This window comes from Microbacterium sp. 4-7 (genome assembly GCF_014332665.1).
Classification (GTDB): domain Bacteria; phylum Actinomycetota; class Actinomycetes; order Actinomycetales; family Microbacteriaceae; genus Microbacterium.
In genome coordinates this window covers 127,778-144,520 of record NZ_MCRH01000004.1, presented here as the reverse complement: position 1 = coordinate 144,520, position 16,743 = coordinate 127,778, and the positions used below count along the sequence as shown (strand labels likewise).

The 16,743-nt window shown below is 69.0% G+C and carries 16 protein-coding genes; 15 read left to right on the top strand and 1 reads right to left on the bottom strand.

Annotated elements, in window-relative coordinates:
- The first annotated feature begins 83 nt into the window (after positions 1–83).
- Genes nirB through BEP68_RS07740 form a run of 4 tightly spaced genes read left to right on the top strand, consistent with a single transcriptional unit; the run spans position 84 to position 4,916 of the window.
- Entirely contained in the window at positions 84–2,663 is a 2,580-nt protein-coding gene (nirB, locus tag BEP68_RS07755; RefSeq protein ID WP_187249667.1) for a nitrite reductase large subunit NirB, read from the top strand.
- Positions 2,660–3,028: a nitrite reductase small subunit NirD gene (gene nirD / locus BEP68_RS07750; RefSeq protein WP_187249666.1), complete on the top strand. Its 369-nt coding sequence runs from the start codon at positions 2,660–2,662 to the stop codon at positions 3,026–3,028. The genes nirB and nirD overlap by 4 nt, the downstream gene beginning before the upstream one ends.
- A complete protein-coding gene (gene cobA / locus BEP68_RS07745; RefSeq protein WP_053096161.1) occupies positions 3,025–3,792 on the top strand; it encodes a uroporphyrinogen-III C-methyltransferase in 768 nt (255 codons plus the stop codon). Before nirD ends, cobA begins: the two co-directional genes overlap by 4 nt.
- Positions 3,789–4,916: a uroporphyrinogen-III synthase gene (locus BEP68_RS07740; protein WP_053096159.1), complete on the top strand. Its 1,128-nt coding sequence runs from the start codon at positions 3,789–3,791 to the stop codon at positions 4,914–4,916. The genes cobA and BEP68_RS07740 overlap by 4 nt, the downstream gene beginning before the upstream one ends.
- A gap of 65 nt (positions 4,917–4,981) precedes the next feature.
- Here BEP68_RS07740 and BEP68_RS07735 read toward each other — a convergent pair whose 3' ends face one another.
- Positions 4,982–5,278 (bottom strand): hypothetical protein, encoded by a 297-nt coding sequence (locus BEP68_RS07735; protein ID WP_053096157.1) that lies wholly within the window; start codon positions 5,276–5,278, stop codon positions 4,982–4,984.
- A gap of 112 nt (positions 5,279–5,390) precedes the next feature.
- Between BEP68_RS07735 and BEP68_RS07730 the strand changes: the two genes are divergently transcribed.
- The 11 genes from BEP68_RS07730 to BEP68_RS07680 all read left to right on the top strand — a co-directional run bounded on the left by BEP68_RS07730 (position 5,391) and on the right by BEP68_RS07680 (position 16,673).
- Positions 5,391–6,722, top strand: coding sequence for a replication-associated recombination protein A (locus tag BEP68_RS07730; protein WP_082297813.1), 1,332 nt, complete (start codon positions 5,391–5,393; stop codon positions 6,720–6,722).
- A 161-nt stretch (positions 6,723–6,883) separates the two neighbouring features.
- Positions 6,884–7,513 carry a 30S ribosomal protein S4 gene (rpsD, locus tag BEP68_RS07725; protein WP_052677824.1) on the top strand — a complete coding sequence of 210 codons (630 nt, stop codon included), beginning with the start codon at positions 6,884–6,886 and terminating at the stop codon, positions 7,511–7,513.
- Positions 7,514–7,619: 106 nt separating this feature from the next.
- Positions 7,620–7,808 carry a hypothetical protein gene (locus BEP68_RS07720; RefSeq protein ID WP_053096155.1) on the top strand — a complete coding sequence of 63 codons (189 nt, stop codon included), beginning with the start codon at positions 7,620–7,622 and terminating at the stop codon, positions 7,806–7,808.
- A 79-nt stretch (positions 7,809–7,887) separates the two neighbouring features.
- Positions 7,888–10,548 (top strand): alanine--tRNA ligase, encoded by a 2,661-nt coding sequence (alaS, locus tag BEP68_RS07715; RefSeq protein WP_053096153.1) that lies wholly within the window; start codon positions 7,888–7,890, stop codon positions 10,546–10,548.
- A complete protein-coding gene (gene ruvX, locus BEP68_RS07710) occupies positions 10,545–11,021 on the top strand; it encodes a Holliday junction resolvase RuvX (protein WP_187249665.1) in 477 nt (158 codons plus the stop codon). Before alaS ends, ruvX begins: the two co-directional genes overlap by 4 nt.
- Entirely contained in the window at positions 11,021–12,559 is a 1,539-nt protein-coding gene (gene mltG / locus BEP68_RS07705) for an endolytic transglycosylase MltG (protein WP_187249664.1), read from the top strand. The genes ruvX and mltG overlap by 1 nt, the downstream gene beginning before the upstream one ends.
- Positions 12,556–13,368, top strand: a complete 813-nt coding sequence (locus tag BEP68_RS07700; RefSeq protein ID WP_187249663.1) for a shikimate dehydrogenase family protein — start codon at positions 12,556–12,558, stop codon at positions 13,366–13,368. Before mltG ends, BEP68_RS07700 begins: the two co-directional genes overlap by 4 nt.
- A gap of 54 nt (positions 13,369–13,422) precedes the next feature.
- Positions 13,423–14,652: a chorismate synthase gene (gene aroC, locus BEP68_RS07695; RefSeq protein ID WP_187249662.1), complete on the top strand. Its 1,230-nt coding sequence runs from the start codon at positions 13,423–13,425 to the stop codon at positions 14,650–14,652.
- Entirely contained in the window at positions 14,636–15,154 is a 519-nt protein-coding gene (locus BEP68_RS07690; protein ID WP_056278777.1) for a shikimate kinase, read from the top strand. The genes aroC and BEP68_RS07690 overlap by 17 nt, the downstream gene beginning before the upstream one ends.
- Positions 15,151–16,239: a 3-dehydroquinate synthase gene (gene aroB, locus BEP68_RS07685; RefSeq protein WP_187249661.1), complete on the top strand. Its 1,089-nt coding sequence runs from the start codon at positions 15,151–15,153 to the stop codon at positions 16,237–16,239. The genes BEP68_RS07690 and aroB overlap by 4 nt, the downstream gene beginning before the upstream one ends.
- A complete protein-coding gene (locus BEP68_RS07680; RefSeq protein WP_053096139.1) occupies positions 16,236–16,673 on the top strand; it encodes a type II 3-dehydroquinate dehydratase in 438 nt (145 codons plus the stop codon). The genes aroB and BEP68_RS07680 overlap by 4 nt, the downstream gene beginning before the upstream one ends.
- Positions 16,674–16,743: the final 70 nt, after the last annotated feature.

Here is a 16,743-nt window from a genome sequence, read left to right as displayed (position 1 = left end):
CGCACGAAACACCGCGCGTCACATGCGGGAAACACCAGGCTCCTATCGTCGCCATCACGACGTCCCCCGGCGATTGGAGCAACATGAGCGAGGTCCTCCTCACACCCCAGGAGATCGTGGTGGTCGGTGCAGGGATGGTCGCGCATCGATTCGTGGAGAGCCTGATCAGCCGGGCTGAGACGCCGATGCATGTGACGGTGATCGGAGACGAGGCCCGTCGACCGTACGATCGGGTCGGACTCACCGGGTTCTTCTCGGGGGCGACTCCCGAGGAGCTCGAACTCGATCGCTCGGTGTTCGACGACTTCCGCGTGCGATTCCTCGCCGACGACAGGGTGCTGCGGATCGATCGCTCGGCCCGCACCGTCACGACGAGGTCGCGCACGAGCATCCCGTACGACACCCTGGTGCTTGCGACCGGCTCCTACGCCGCGAAGGTCGCCGTGGACGGTGCGGACCTGCCCGGCTGCTTCGTCTATCGCACACTCGACGACGTCCAGGGCCTCAAGGACTTCGTCGAGCGGCGAGGACGCATGCTCGGTCGTCCGCTGCGCGGCGCGGTGATCGGCGGAGGGCTCCTCGGGCTCGAGGCCGCCGGTGCTCTGCAGGGAATGGATGTCGACGCCACCGTCGTGCAGTACTCCGATCGCCTGATGTCCGCTCAGCTCGACTCAGCGGGTGGAGGGATGCTCAAGCGTCTGCTCGAAGCGCGTGGCATCTCGGTGCGCACCGGATCGAGGACGACTCGGCTGGACCCGGATGACTCCGGCGCGGTCACGGCGCTCGAGTTCCAGGACGGATCGATCGAACGGGCGGACGTCGTGGTCTTCACCGTCGGCGTGCGTCCCCGGGACGAGCTGGCGCGCAATGCGGAGATGCAGGTGGACCCCCGCGGCGGTGTGATCATCGACGATCGGTGCTCGACGTCCGACCCCCACATCCTGGCGATCGGCGAGGTCGCCAACTTCGACGGTCGCTGCGTCGGACTGGTGGCTCCCGGATACGCCATGGCAGAGGTGGCGGCGACGCGCCTGCTCGGAGGCGATGCGGCGTTCCCCGGCTACGACGACTCCTCCAAGCTGAAGCTCTCGGGTGTCGATGTCGCGAGCTTCGGCGATGCGATGGCCACGACTCCCCATGCGCTCGACGTCGTCTATGCGGATCCTGTCGCCGGTGTCTATAAGAAGCTCGTGCTGTCGGATGACGCTCAGACGCTGCTCGGTGGGATCCTCGTCGGCGATGCGGCGGCCTACGGCGCGCTGCGTCCCCTCGTCGGCGCGAAGCTCGGCGCCGACCCGGCCGCCTACCTGCTGCCGGAAGGCGGGAACGAGGCTCCTGGTGGCGAGCTGCCGGATGAGGCCGTGGTCTGCTCGTGCTCGAATGTGACCGCCGGGCGCATCCGCCGGGCAGTGCACGACGAGGGGTGCACGGACGCCGCCGCGGTGAAGGGCTGCACGAAGGCCGGGGCGACCTGCGGATCCTGCGTGCTGATGGTGAAGAAGGTCGTGGGGCAGGAGCTCACCAAGCTCGGCCAGACCGTGTCGCATGCCCTCTGCGAGCACTTCGATCTCTCGCGCCGCCAGCTCTTCGACGCGGTACGGGTGGCTCAGCTCACGACGTTCAGTGGCATCGTCGAGCGCTTCGGGCGCGGCCGAGGGTGCGACATCTGCAAGCCGGCGATCGCCAGCATCCTCTCGGTGCTCGTGGGCGCGCACGTGCTCGACGGCGAGAACGCCACGCTGCAGGACACCAACGACCACGTGATGGCCAACATGCAGAAGGACGGCACGTACTCCGTCGTCCCGAGGATGGCCGGTGGCGAGGTCACCCCGGAGGGACTGATCGCGATCGGGCAGATCGCGAAGGACTTCGCGCTGTACACGAAGATCACCGGCGGGCAGCGAATCGACATGTTCGGAGCGCGGCTCGAACAGCTTCCGGTGATCTGGCAGCGTCTGGTCGACGCGGGCTTCGAGTCGGGGCAGGCGTACGGCAAGTCGCTGCGTACGGTGAAGTCGTGCGTCGGGTCGACGTGGTGCCGCTATGGCGTCCTCGACGCGGTCGGCATGGCCGTCAAGCTCGAACTGCGCTATCGGGGGCTCCGTGCTCCCCACAAGCTCAAGCTCGGCGTCTCGGGCTGCGCTCGTGAATGCGCGGAGGCGCGGGGCAAGGACGTGGGAGTCATCGCCACCGAGACGGGGTGGAACATGTATGTCGGCGGCAACGGCGGCTTCACGCCGCGGCACGCGCAGCTGCTCGCGTCGGACCTCGACGACGAGGGTCTCATCAGGGCCATCGACCGCTTCTTCATGTACTACATCCGCACCGCCGATCGTCTGCAGCGCACGGCTCCCTGGTGCGAGGAGCTCGAGGGCGGACTCGACGGGCTGCGGAGTGTGATCTTCGACGACAGCCTGGGCATCTGCGCCGACCTCGATGCCTCGATGGCGCAGCACGTCGATCGCTACGAGGACGAATGGGCGGCCACGCTCGCCGACCCCGTGAAGCTCGAACGGTTCCGGTCGTTCGTCAACGCGGCCGATACGGCGGATCCGTCACTCGCCTATGTCTCTGAGCGCGGGCAGATCCGCCCGGCGTCGCCGGAGGAGCGTCGCGCCGGAGGCGTCCTGATCGCCGGAACCGCCCTGGAGGTGCGCCGATGACCACTGCGACGGACTCCGCCACGCCCGTGCGGGTATGCACGCTCGAGGACCTCGAGGTCGAACGAGGACGAGCCGCTCTCTTGGACGGACAGCAGGTGGCGCTGTTCCTCCTCTCGGACGGCACCGTGCTCGCAGTCGACAATCTCGACCCGTTCAGCGGAGCCAATGTCATCTCCCGCGGGATCGTGGGAAGTCGTGGGGATGTCCCCACGGTCGCATCCCCACTCCACAAGCAGATCTTCGATCTCCGCACCGGTGAGTGCATCGAGACCCACGGCAAGCCCCCCGCAGCACTGCGGGTATGGCCGGTCGCGATCGACGACGGCGTCGTGTACGTCCGGATGCCGGAGAGCGTCGGATCATGAGGCGGACGCGTGTGGGCAGGGTCGACCTCGTCGGCGGTGGGCCGGGTCCCGCCGACCTCATGACGGTGCGCGCCTATCGCCTGCTGATGGCGGCCGACGTGGTGGTCGCCGATCGCCTCGGTCCGTTCGCGGAGCTCCGGAACGAGCTCCCGTCGCACGTCGAGGTCATCGATGTCGGCAAACGACCGGGTCACCACCCCGTCCCTCAGCACGAGATCGATGCCCTCCTCGTCGAACGCGCCCTCGCCGGCCACCGCGTGGTGCGGCTGAAAGGCGGCGATCCCTTCGTGCTCGGTCGCGGGGGGGAAGAGGTTCTCGCGTGTGAGGCCGCCGGTGTGCCGGTCAGTGTGACCCCGGGCGTCAGCAGCGCGATCTCGGTGCCTCAGGCCGCGGGGATCCCGGTGACCCATCGCGGCGTCGCGTCAGCGGTGCACATCATCAACGGGCACGGCGACCTCACCCCGAGTGCGCTCGCATCTCTGTCCGATCCGACGGTCACCACCGTCGTCCTGATGGGCGTGGCCTCGCTGCCTCGCCTCGCAGCCTCGGCCGCGTCGCACGGGGTGTCCGGCGACATCCCCGTGGCGATCGTCGAGAACGGTCACACCGAACGACAGCGGACCATCCGCAGCACCCTGGCGACGGCGGCGCAGGACGCGGCCGCTGCGCAGGTCGTGAACCCGTCCGTCATCGTGATCGGCGAGGTGGCTCGCGCGGGACTGCTGCTGCCGACGAGGGCGATGATCGCGGAGAGCGCCACATGACGACCGCGCGCACGCTCGACTCGGCGCTGGCCGGATGCACGATCATCGTCGCCGCAGACCGCCGCTCGATCGACCTGGCGACAGCCCTCGAGCGTCGCGGTGCGGTGGTCCATCGCGCGCCGGCGCTGAGCATCGTCACCAACTCCGACGACGCGCAGCTTCTCGCCCGCACCGAGCAGGTGATCGCCGCTCCTCCGGACATCGTGATCGTCACCACGGGCGTCGGGTTTCGCGGATGGATGGATGCCGCGCACGAGCACGGCCTCGACGGACAGCTCGACGCGGCACTGCAGGGCGCGCACTTCGTCGCACGGGGACCCAAGGCGCACGGCGCGATCCAGCAGGCGGGTTTCACGGCTGACTGGGTCGCCGAATCCGAGACGTCGGCCGAGGTCGGCGAGTACCTCCTCGCCTCCGGGGTCGCGGGCAAGCGGATCCTCGTGCAGCATCATGGCGCCGGATCGGACGGCCTCGACGAGTTGCTGGCGGATGCCGGAGCCGAGGTGCTGAGCATCACGGTCTACCGGTGGGGGCCGCCGCCGGATCCTGAGGTGGTGCGGCGTTCGGCATTGCAGGCGGCGGCCGGCGAGGCGGACGCCGTGCTGTTCACCTCGGCACCGGGAGCGGCGTCGTGGATCGCGGTGGCAGAGGAGTCCGGCGCGCTCGAGCGCATCAGGAGACGCGCGGAGTCGGGCCGCCTCCTCCTGGCGTGCGTGGGCCCGATCACGGCCGCGCCGCTGCACGGCGCGAACCTCCGCACCACGATCGCCGACCGGGGGCGACTCGGATCCCTCGCTCGAACGGTCATCGCGCATTTCGGCGGCGGGAGGGCACCGTCACTCCCGACCGACGCGGGTCTGGTCGAGGTACGCAGCGGCGGAGTCCTCGTGGACGGCGTGTTCATCCCGCTCTCGCGGTCGGCTGCCGCCTTGATCGAGGCGCTCGCCTCTGCGGGCGGGCGTGTGCTCTCGCGCGCCGAGCTCGGGGGCGTTCTCCCCGGCGCCGAGCGCAACGGACATGCGGTCGAGGTGGCCGTCGCACGGCTGCGGGAGGCTCTCGGCGGCAACGAACTCGTGCACACGGTGGTGAAACGCGGCTACCGCCTGGCGGTCACCGAGTACTGAGCGAGGTGCGCGCGGGGGAGTGCGGGCAGTGAACGCCCGTGTCCGCCACCCACAGGGACCGTGGTCTATCCGGCGGGGGCCTCAGTGGGTGCAGGCTCCGGCGTCGCGGGGTCTGTCGGCACGGGCGCCTCCGTCGGCTCGACGGTAGGCGAAGGCGAGGGGGCCGGGGGATTCACCTGCGCGTGAACGACCTGGCTCACCACGGCTCCGGCGACGATGAGCACTCCGGCGACGACGGCGATCGTGTTGTCGCGGGTGCGACGCCGGATCTGACCCTCATGCCACGTCTTGCGGGCGGTGTGCAGACGTGCGCGCTCCACCTCAGTGCGCGACTGCTGCGTGCTCTTCCCGCGTCCGGCCATTGCGTGCTCCCTTACTGGACGTGAATGTGCAACGTCGCCTGAGAGCCTACCGTCGAGATCGCGTCACGCCGTTCCCACCCGAAGTGTCGGCGCCCCGCGTTAGCCTGGACGGATGACCTCCGCCTCCGCACTGCTCTCCGGGCAGACGCCTCTCGCCGTGCGAATGCGCCCCGTGTCGCTCGACGAGGTCGCCGGTCAGAAGCACCTGCTGCGCGCGGGTTCCCCGATCGTCGCACTCGCCGACCCTGCCGCGACATCCCCGGGTGCCGTCTCGATCATCCTGTGGGGTCCGCCCGGCACCGGCAAGACCACTCTGGCGCAGGCGATCGCACGCTCATCGGGCCGCCGGTTCGTCGAGCTCTCCGCGATCACCGCCGGCGTGAAGGACGTGCGCGAGGTCATGCAGGAGGCGATCACCCAGCGCGACCTCTATGGCCAGACGACGATCCTCTTCCTCGATGAGATCCATCGGTTCACCAAGGCGCAGCAGGACGCCCTGCTCCCGGGCGTCGAGAACGGCTGGGTGCTGCTGATCGCGGCGACCACCGAGAATCCCTCGTTCTCGGTGATCTCGCCGTTGATGTCGCGATCGCTGCTCCTCACGCTCCAGCCGCTGACGGATGACGACATCGGGCTCCTGGTCGATCGGGCGGTGACCGATGCGCGCGGACTCAATGGCGCGGTCACCCTGGCCGACGACGCGCGCGCGGCGCTGATCCGCCTGGCGTCGGGCGATGCGCGGCGTGCGCTCACCGGACTCGAGGCGGCAGCGGCCGTAGCCCTCTCGAAGGGGGAAGAAGGCGCGGTGCCCGCCGCGACGGCGGACGACGTCGCTCAGGCCGTCGACAAGGCGCTGCTGCGATACGACCGTCAGGGAGACGAGCACTATGACGTCATCAGCGCGTTCATCAAGTCGATCCGAGGATCCGACCCGGATGCGGCCCTGCACTATCTCGCGCGGATGATCGAGGCGGGGGAGGACCCTCGCTTCATCGCTCGGCGCCTGGTCATCTCGGCCTCCGAGGACGTGGGCCTCGCCGACCCGCAGGCGCTCTCCATCGCGGTCGCGGCCGCGGACGCCGTCGCGTTCATCGGAATGCCGGAGGGGCGGATCCCGCTCGCCGAAGCGACCGTCTATCTGGCCACGACAGCCAAGTCGAATGCGGCGTACGTGGGAATCGACCAGGCGATCGCCGACATCCGCTCCGGGGGGTTCGGACGCGTCCCGCTGCATCTGCGAGACGCGCACTATCCGGGCGCGAAGCGGCTCGGTCACGGCCGCGGATACGTCTACCCGCACGACAGCGAGTTCGGCATCCTGCCGCAGCAGTACCTCCCAGACGAACTGCGCGGAAAGCGGTACTACGAGCCCAAGAACCTGGGCGCCGAACGCGACATCTCGGCTCGCCTCGAGCGCATCAGACGCATCCTCGACGGGCGCTGACGCGAATCTGTTAGACTTGATCGGCTCGAAACCGTGTTTTCGGGCATCTCCTCGTTCACACCACACCTTGCTGGCGCCCCGGCGTGCGCTCCAAGGCAGAACGCGGACGATACGTCCGTGAGTCGTGAAAGACGCGACCACGTCATCGGAAGGAACACTTCGTGACCACGAAGTCCCAGGACCGCCGCAAGGTACGTCTGAGCCGTGCCCTCGGCATCCCGCTCACCCCGAAGGCCGCCCGCTACCTCGAGAAGCGTCCCTACGCTCCGGGTGAGCACGGCCGCACCAAGCGCAAGGCAGACAGCGACTACGCCGTCCGTCTGCGTGAGAAGCAGCGTCTGCGCGAGCAGTACGGCATCCGCGAGAAGCAGATGCGCAACACGTTCAACGAGGCTCGCCGTCAGGACGGCCTGACCGGTGAGAACCTGGTCGAGCTGCTCGAGATGCGTCTCGACGCCCTCGTCGTGCGTTCGGGCTTCGCCCGCACCACCGCGCAGGCTCGTCAGCTCGTCGTGCACCGTCACATCCTCGTCGACGGTCAGCTCGTCGACCGCCCGTCCTTCCGCGTGAAGCCGGGTCAGCTCATCCACGTCAAGGCCAAGAGCGAGGGCACCGAGCCCTTCCAGGTCGCAGCGGCCGGCGGTCACGCCGAGGTCCTGCCTCCCGTTCCCGGCTACCTCGAGGTCGAGCTCGACAAGCTCCAGGCTCGCCTGGTTCGTCGCCCGAAGCGCGCCGAGGTCCCCGTGACCTGTGAAGTGCAGCTCGTCGTCGAGTACTACGCAGCTCGCTGAGTTCCAGCTTTTCCGCAGAAGGCGTCGGGGTCACCCGACGCCTTCTGTCGTTTGCGCATACGATGGTGACACCGCGCCTTCGCGGGTCAGAGGCAAGGATGACGACATGAAGAACGTGCTGTGGTTCCTGATCGGTGTGATCGGCGGATTCGTCGCTGCGCATTTCATGAACAAGGACCCGCGCGGTCACGACATCCTCGCCGAGGTCGACGCTCGCTTCAACGAGTTCACCGGCATCATCGGCGACTCGTACCGCGAGCAGCAGGCGCGACTCGTAGACCCCGCGGACGACTGATCGCGCGCGGTCTCCCGGCCGCTGCCGCATCATCGCCCCGCCCTTCCACACCCTGTACGCAAGGACACCTGGCACCCCTATGAAAACTGCGGAGATCGCGCAGCGCTATCTCGACTTCTTCGAGAAGAACGACCACGTCATCGTCCCCTCGGCCTCTCTGGTCAGCGACGATCCGTCGCTGCTGTTCACGGTCGCCGGAATGGTGCCGATGATCCCGTACCTCACCGGAGTCGTGCCCGCGCCGCACCCGCGCATCGCGGACCTGCAGAAGTGCATCCGCACCAACGACATCGAAGAAGTCGGGAAGACCGCGCGTCACGGCACCTTCTTCCAGATGATGGGCAACTGGTCCTTCGGCGACTACTTCAAAGAGGGCGCGATCCGCTACGCGTGGGAGCTGCTGACGAGCTCGGAGGCAGACGGCGGCCTCGGTTTCGACGAGAAGGACCTCTGGGTCACCGTCTACGAGACCGACGACGAGGCTGAGGCCATCTGGCGCGACATCATCGGCCTGAAGCCGGAGCGCATCCAGCGTCTGGGGCGTGCGGACAACTACTGGAACACCGGTCAGCCCGGTCCCGGTGGCCCCGACAGCGAGATCTTCTTCGACCGAGGTCCCGCGTACGGCAAGGACGGCGGCCCCGCGGCCGACGACTCGCGGTTCCTCGAGATCTGGAACCTCGTGTTCATGCAGGACTTCATCGACAACATCCGCGGCAAGACCGAGTTCGACATCGTGGGCGAGCTGCCCCAGAAGAACATCGACACCGGCATGGGACTCGAGCGCGTCGCGTTCCTCAAGCAGGGCGTCGAGAACATGTACGAGACGGATCAGGTGCGCCCGGTCCTCGATCGCGCGGTCGAGCTCTCCGGCCGCCGTTACGGTGCCGTCCACGAAGACGACGTGCGCTTCCGCGTCGTGGCCGACCACGTGCGCTCGTCCCTCATGCTGCTGTCCGACGGCGTCCGCCCGTCCAATGAGGGCCGCGGATACATCCTCCGCCGCCTCATGCGGCGCACGGTGCGCTCGATGCGTCTGCTCGGCGTCGACGAGCCGGTCTTCCCCGAGCTCTTCGCCACGTCCCGTGATGCCATGAAGTCGGCATACCCGGTGCTCGAGAAGGAATGGTCGACTCTCTCGGCCTCCGCCTTCGCCGAGGAGGAGACCTTCCGGCGCACTCTGGCGCAGGGGTCGACGATCCTCGATCTCGCGCTGGACGAGACGAAGAAGGGCGGCGGGGCGGCACTGAGCGGCTCCGAGGCGTTCCTGCTGCACGACACGTACGGCTTCCCGATCGATCTCACGCTCGAGGTCGCTGAGGAAGCCGGTCTCGCGGTCGACCGTGAGGCGTTCGACACCCTGATGCAGGAGCAGCGCTCGCGCGCCAAAGCTGACGCTCGCAACCGCAAGCGTCAGCTCGCGGACGTCTCGGTGTACCGCGATCTCCGTGCGCTGGGCGAGACGGGCTTCGACGGCTACTCCGAGCTGGAGGTCGACTCGCGCATCCTCGGCATCCTGGTCGACGGACAGCCGGCCCGCACCGCCTCAGAGGGACAGATCGCCGAGGTCGTGCTCGCCGAGACGACTCTCTACGCCGAGTCCGGCGGTCAGGTCGCCGACAAGGGCGTCATCGTCGGGCCGGGCTACGAGCTCGAGGTGCTCGATGTGCAGCGTCCGGTGCCCGGTCTGATCAGCCACACGGTCGAGGTCACTCGCGGGGCTGTAGCCGTGGACGACCCCGCGACCACGGTCGTCGACGCCGCCAACCGACGCGCCGCCAGGCAGGCGCACTCGGCGACGCACCTCGTGCATGCGGCGCTGCGCGACACGCTCGGACCGACCGCCACGCAGGCCGGTTCGCTCAACCGTGCCGGGTACATGCGTTTCGACTTCTCGTGGTCTCAGGCTCTCTCGGCCGACACGCGCACCGAGATCGAGGAGATCACCAACCGCGCGGTCAACGACGCCCTCGAGGTCACGACTCGCATCGTGACGCTCGACGAGGCGAAGGAGGCCGGTGCTATGGCGCTCTTCGGCGAGAAGTACGGCGACGTCGTGCGGATGGTCGACATCGGCGGTCCGTGGTCGCGCGAACTCTGCGCGGGCACGCACGTCACCACGAGTGCCGAGATCGGCCTCGTCAGCGTCGTCGGCGAGTCATCGGTCGGCGCGTCGAACCGCCGCATCGAGGCCCTGGTCGGCCAGGACGCGTTCCGCGAGCTCGCTGCAGAACGCGCGCTCGTGTCGCAGCTGACCACCTCGCTCAAGACCCCTCGCGACCAGCTCGCCGAGCGCATCGCGGATCTCTCCGCCAACCTCAAGGCGGCCGAGAAGCGCATCGCCCAGTTCGAGTCCAAGGAGCGCGCGGGCCGTGTCCCGGCCATCGCCGATGCCGCGAACCGCGTCGGCGCGTTCCGTGTGGCCGCGCAGTCGCTCGGTGAGGTGGCGTCGGCCGACGATGTGCGCGAGCTCGTCCTCGGCGTCCGCGACCGTCTCGGTTCCGACCCCGCCGTCGTCGCTCTCGGCGCTGTCGTGAACGGACGCCCGGTGGTGGTCGTCGCGACGAACGATGCCGCGCGCACCGCCGGAGCGAAGGCCGGTGCCCTCGCGAAGCGCGCCGCCTCCGTACTCGGCGGCGGCGGCGGAGGTCGTGACGACGTCGCTCAGGGTGGTGGCACGGATGTCGCCGCTCTGCAGGCAGCCCTCGAGGCCGTGTCGCAGGAGCTGCAGTCAGCGTGAGCGGCTTCCGCCGCGGCGTGCGGCTCGGTGTCGATGTCGGGCGTGCCCGGGTCGGCGTCGCCCGCTGCGATCCGGACGGCATGCTCGCGGTGCCGGTCGAGACCGTGCAGCGCAACGACACGTCGATCGACAGGATCGCCGCGATCGCCGAAGACTTCGACGTGCTCGAGTTCGTGGTCGGGCTGCCGGTCAATCTGCAGGGCGCCGACACCGCGTCGACGACCGACGCTCGCGAGTTCGCCGCGGCTCTGCAGACGCAGACGGGCACTCCCGTCCGGCTCGTCGACGAGCGCCTCAGCACCGTCACCGCACACGCCGCTCTGCGTTCTTCGGGCAGAACACAGAAGAAGTCTCGTAGCATTGTGGATCAGATCGCCGCGGTGATCCTGCTGCAGCAGGCGATCGACACGGAGAAGAGCACCGGAAACCCGCCCGGTGCCACGATTCCGCTCGACGAGGAGTCCCCCCGATAATGCCCGAACGCGAGAGCGCTTCGCCTCAGCACGATCCGGATGCCCGTCTGGGCGATCTGTTCGAGAACCTTCCCGACCCGTCGCCGCAGATCCCGACGGTCGACAACACCCCGCCCGCTCCAGGGTCGCGCCGGGCGGCGCGTGAAGCCGCGGCTGCACAGCCGGGGGCTCCGGCCGGGCCAGCCGGCACCCCCGCGGACCGCTCGTCGTCGGACGATGCGTCGACCAGGGCGATGCCCGCACTGTCCGCGGACGAGCCCGTTGCCGCCCGACTTTCCGAAAGCGAGTCCTCCGTCGGCGAGGCGGCCGCGGACCGAGCCGAATCCGGCTCGGGGTCGGAAGCATCTGCCGGCGCCGCGGTGGGTGCCGCGTCGGGGAGCGCGGCAGCAGGCGGACGCCTCGAAGACCTCTTCCACGCGCATCCGGAACACGAAGCCGGCCACCCAGCGCCCGCGAAGAAGAAGCGCCGCACGGGCTGCCTGGTGGCGCTCGTCATCGTCCTCGCCGTGATCGGCGGCATCGTCGGCGCGGGATTCTGGGCGTGGGGCACCTACGGCGACAAGATCAGCGAGGCGCTCGGATGGGGCGACCCCAAGGACTGGGAGCCCGGGCTCGCATCCGGCGAGGTGCTCGTCACCATCCATGAGGGCGACACCGGCGCTCCCGTGTCCACCGCGCTCTACGAAGCGGGCGTCACGCGCACGGAGGACGTCTTCTACGACTACCTGGTCACCGAGAACGTCGCGGTCACCTTCTATCCGGGCATCTACAGCCTGAAGGAGAAGATGACAGCCGAGGCGGCGCTCGAGGCGCTGCAGGACCCCGCCAACAAACGCGAGAACTCTGCGAGCGTGGGCGAGGGCGCGACCATCGAATCCTCCCTGCCCGACATGGCCGAATCGCTCGGCATGCCCATCGAGGAGCTCCAGGCGGCGGTCGACGCCGACCCTGCGACCTACGGCGTGACCGCGCAGAGCCTCGAGGGGTGGCTGTTCCCGGCCGTCTACACGTTCGATCCGGGGGTCACCGCCACCCAGGTCATCCAGCGGATGGTCGACCGCACGAAGGAATCGCTGACAGAGGCCGGGGTGCCGGCGGAGGACGCTCAACGCGTGCTCACGATCGCCTCGATCATCCAACGTGAGGGCCTCACCGCAGACTTCCCGAAGGTGTCTCGTGTGATCGAGAACCGCCTCGACATCGACATGAAGCTGCAGATGGACTCGACGGCGCAGTACGGCTACGGTTCGCTGCACGAAGGCGTCGTGTCGAGTTCGGCGGAGGCGCTCGAGGACGACAATCCTTGGAACACCTACGTGCACACCGGCCTGCCGGTCACGCCGATCGCGAGCCCGAGCTTCGCTGCGATCGACGCGGCGATGCACCCCGCAGACGGCCCCTGGCTCTACTTCGTGACGACGAACCTCGCCACCGGAGAGACCCAGTTCTCGGTCACCTACGAGGAGCACCTGCAGGGAGTCGAGAAGTGGGAGCAGTGGTGTCAGGAGAACCCCGACGGGGGTTGCTCGGCCGGATGAGCTCCCCGCGGCTCGCAGTCTGGGGCGACCCGATCGCGCACTCCAAGTCTCCGCAGCTGCACGCGGCCGCCTACCGTGCGCTGGGCCTCGATTGGGAGTACACGCGTCGCCAGGTCGACGACGTGGCGTTCGACACGGCTCTGGCCACTCTGGACGATTCGTGGCGGGGGCTCTCGCTCACGATGCCGCTGAAGGAGAAGGCGCACAGCGCGTCGGTCACGCACGACCGCTATGCCGACCTCACCGGAGCAGTGAACACGCTGCTGCTCACCGACGGCATCCGAGGCTTCAACACCGATGTCGGCGGGATCCTCGACGCCCTGGGCGAGCAGGACCTTCGGGGAATCGGTGATGTCCGCATCCTCGGCGCCGGCGCCACGGCATCCTCGGCTCTGGTCGCGTGCGTCGAGGCCGGGGCCCGCACTGTCGATGTGAGGGCGCGCCGTCCCGAACGGGCAGCCGGACTGGTGGCTCTCGGACGGAGACTCGGCGTCTCGATCACGACCTCGACGTTCGATGCCGACGCTGACGATGTCGGGCTCACCGTCGCGACGCTCCCCGGAGGCTCCGCGCTGGACGAGGCGACGTCAGCGCGCCTCAGCGAGAGCGGGGGCGCGCTGTTCGACGTCGCGTACTCACCCTGGCCGTCGGCGCTCGCATCGGTGTGGCGCGGGGGGCGGGCCGTCTCCGGGGAGGCGATGCTGCTGCGTCAGGCCGTGCGCCAGATCCGCATCTTCCTGCACGGAGACCAGAGCGTTCCGCTCCCCTCGGAGGAGGTCGTGGTCGCCGCGATGGAAGCCGTCCTGTAGTCACCGGCCGTCACGCGGCACGATCCGAGGCGAAACGCGTGGGAGACTAGACCAATGCTCCGCGTGCTCACGGCCGGCGAATCGCACGGCCCAGAACTCATTGCCGTCATGGAGGGTCTGCCTTCGGGCGTCCCGGTGTCCTCCGAGGCGATCCAGGCCGATCTCGCACGACGCAAACTCGGCTACGGTCGAGGCTCCCGCATGAAGTTCGAGCAGGACGAGCTGACGATCTCGGGCGGCGTCCGCCACGGCAAGACGCTCGGAAGCCCGATCGCTCTTCGCATCGGCAACACGGAGTGGCCGAAGTGGATCGAGGTCATGAACCCGGAGCCGGTCGAGCTGACAGACAGGTCGCGTGGCCGGAGCGCACCGCTGACCCGCCCGCGGCCGGGACACGCCGATCTCGTCGGCATGCAGAAGTACGACTTCGACGAGGCTCGACCCATCCTCGAACGCGCCAGCGCCCGAGAGACGGCGGCCAGGGTGGCGCTCGGCGCCATCGCGCGGTCGTTCCTCGGCGAGCTGGGCATCCGTCTCGTCAGCCACACCCTCTCGATCGGCCCCGTGCGCGTGCCCGACGGCGCCGCGCTGCCGACCCCGGACGACGTGGACCGGCTGGACGCCGATCTGCTGCGCTGCTTCGACGCGTCGACCTCCGCCCTGATGGTGGCCGAGGTCGATGACGCGAAGAAGGACGGCGACACGCTCGGCGGGATCGTCGAGGTGCTCGCCTACGGTCTTCCGCCCGGACTCGGCTCGCACGTCCACTGGGATCGCCGTCTGGACGCGCGCCTGGCGCAGGCCCTGATGAGCATCCAGGCCATCAAAGGCGTGGAGGTCGGCGACGGCTTCGAGACCACACGACGACGCGGATCCGCGGCTCACGACGAGCTGTTCGCGACGGCAGACGGCATCTCGCGCGGCTCCGACCGCGCCGGAGGCACCGAGGGCGGGATGTCGACGGGAACGGTGTTGCGCGTCCGTGCAGGCATGAAGCCGATCGCCACCGTGCCGCACGCGCTGCGCACGATCGACATCGCGTCCGGCGAGGATGCCACGGCACACCATCAGCGTTCCGACGTGTGCGCCGTGCCTGCGGCAGGCGTCGTGGCCGAGGCCATGGTCGCCGTCGAGCTCGCCAACGCCGTGCTCGAGAAGTTCGGCGGCGACAGCATCGGCGAGACGCGCCGCAACCTCGACGCCTACCTCGCTGCGATCCCGGCCGAGCTGCGGACGACGCCTGCGTCCGAGGCGGCGCTCATCGCGCATGACGAGCGCGGCTGACCAGCTGTCGCTGGTGCTCGTCGGCCCGATGGCGGCGGGCAAGACCAGCGTCGGTCGTCGTGTCGCGCGCAAGCTCGGCGTCCCGTTCGTCGACACGGACAAGCGGGTGGTCGCGGTGCACGGCCCCATCCCCCTGATCTTCGAGGAGCACGGGGAGTCGCATTTCCGCGCGCTCGAACGGGCCGAGGTCGCAGAGGCGCTGCGTGCGGGCGGCGTGATCTCGCTGGGCGGGGGAGCGGTGACCGACCCTGAGACCAGGAGGCTGCTGCTCGACCACCCGGTCGTCTTCCTGACGGTCACCCCCGCAGCGGTGGCTGACCGCATACAGAGCGGCGGCCGACCGCTGCTCGCGGGCGACGACCCTGTCGGGCGATGGACGCAGATCTTCGAAGAACGTCGAGACTGGTATGACGAGGTGGCATCCGTGACGTTCGACACGTCGCGGCGCCCCATGCAGCGCATCGCCGACGACATCGCGGCGTGGAGGAGAGAACTGGGATGACTACGACAACCATCAGTGTGACGTGCGAGAACCCCTACGACATCGCCATCGGTCGGGGGATCCTCGATCAGGTGTCCGCGGCACTCGATCCCGGAGTCCGCAAGGTGCTGGTCGTCCACCCGCCGACCCTGGCCGCGCGTGCGGCAGAGCTTCGTGACAGGCTGCTCGCCGATGTCGAGAACGGTCCGCGGGAGGTCCTGCTCGCCGAGGTGCCCGATGCCGAGCAGGGCAAGCGCATCGAGGTCGCCGCCTTCTGCTGGCAGGTCATGGGGCAGGCTGACTTCACGCGCTCGGACGCGGTCGTCGGATACGGCGGAGGCGCCGTGACCGACCTCGCCGGATTCGTCGCGGCGACCTGGCTTCGCGGCGTGCAGCTCGTGCAGGTGCCCACCACCGTGCTCGGCCTCGTCGATGCCTCCGTGGGCGGCAAGACGGGGATCAACACCGCTGAGGGCAAGAACCTCGTCGGAGCGTTCTGGGCTCCCCGTGCGGTGATCGGCGATCTCGACGAGCTGGCGAGCCTCAGCCCGAACGAGGCGACCGCCGGATTCGCCGAGGTGGTGAAGGCGGGGTTCATCTGGGCACCGGAGATCCTCGACATCATCGAAGCCGATCCGGTGCGCGCCGTCGACTCGACCACACCGGAGTTCCGGCGTGCGGTCGAGCTCGCGATCGACATGAAGGCCCAGGTCGTCTCGGACGACTTCCGCGAGGCGGGGCAGCGCGAGATCCTCAACTACGGCCATACGCTCGGCCACGCCATCGAGCACGCCGAGCGCTACCGCTGGCGGCACGGCGCGGCGATCTCGATCGGCATGCTGTACGCCGCCGAGCTGTCGCGACTCGCGGGGCGACTGTCGGACTCCGCAGCGGAGCGCCACCGCACGATCCTCGAGTCGCTGGGCCTTCCGACCGGCTACCGTGCCGGTGCGTGGCCGCAGCTGCTGGCGACGATGCAGCGCGACAAGAAGAGCCGCGGCGGCATGCTGCGCTTCATCCTTCTCGACGACATCGCGAAGCCCACCGTGCTGCAGGCACCCGATGAGTCGCTGCTCTTCGCCGCCTACCAGGAGATCGGCGAATGACCCGCCGCATCCTGCTCGTGAACGGGCCGAACCTCAACCTGCTCGGCAGTCGCGAGCCCGAGGTCTACGGCACGGCGACGCTCGCCGATGTGGAGCGACTCACCGCTGAGGCGGCCGCAGCCGAGGGCTTCGAGATCCGCGCTGTGCAGAGCAATCACGAGGGTGTGCTGATCGACGAGATCCATGCCGCGCGCGCGGACTGCGCGGCGATCATCATCAATCCGGGCGGGCTCACGCACACGAGCGTGTCGCTGCGCGATGCGCTCACGGGAGTCGCGCTGCCGTTCGCCGAGGTGCACATCTCCGACGTGTACGCACGTGAGGAGTTCCGGCACCACTCGTACCTGCACGATGTCGCTGCGGTGCGGGTCATCGGCGAGGGTGTCGACGGCTACGCGAGCGCTGTGCGGCAGCTCGCAGCGCTGATCCCGTAGAATCGACTCTCGGCCCACCCCAGTCCAGACCGGACGCGAGCGGCCCCCAGACTCGAGAAACGGAAAGTCC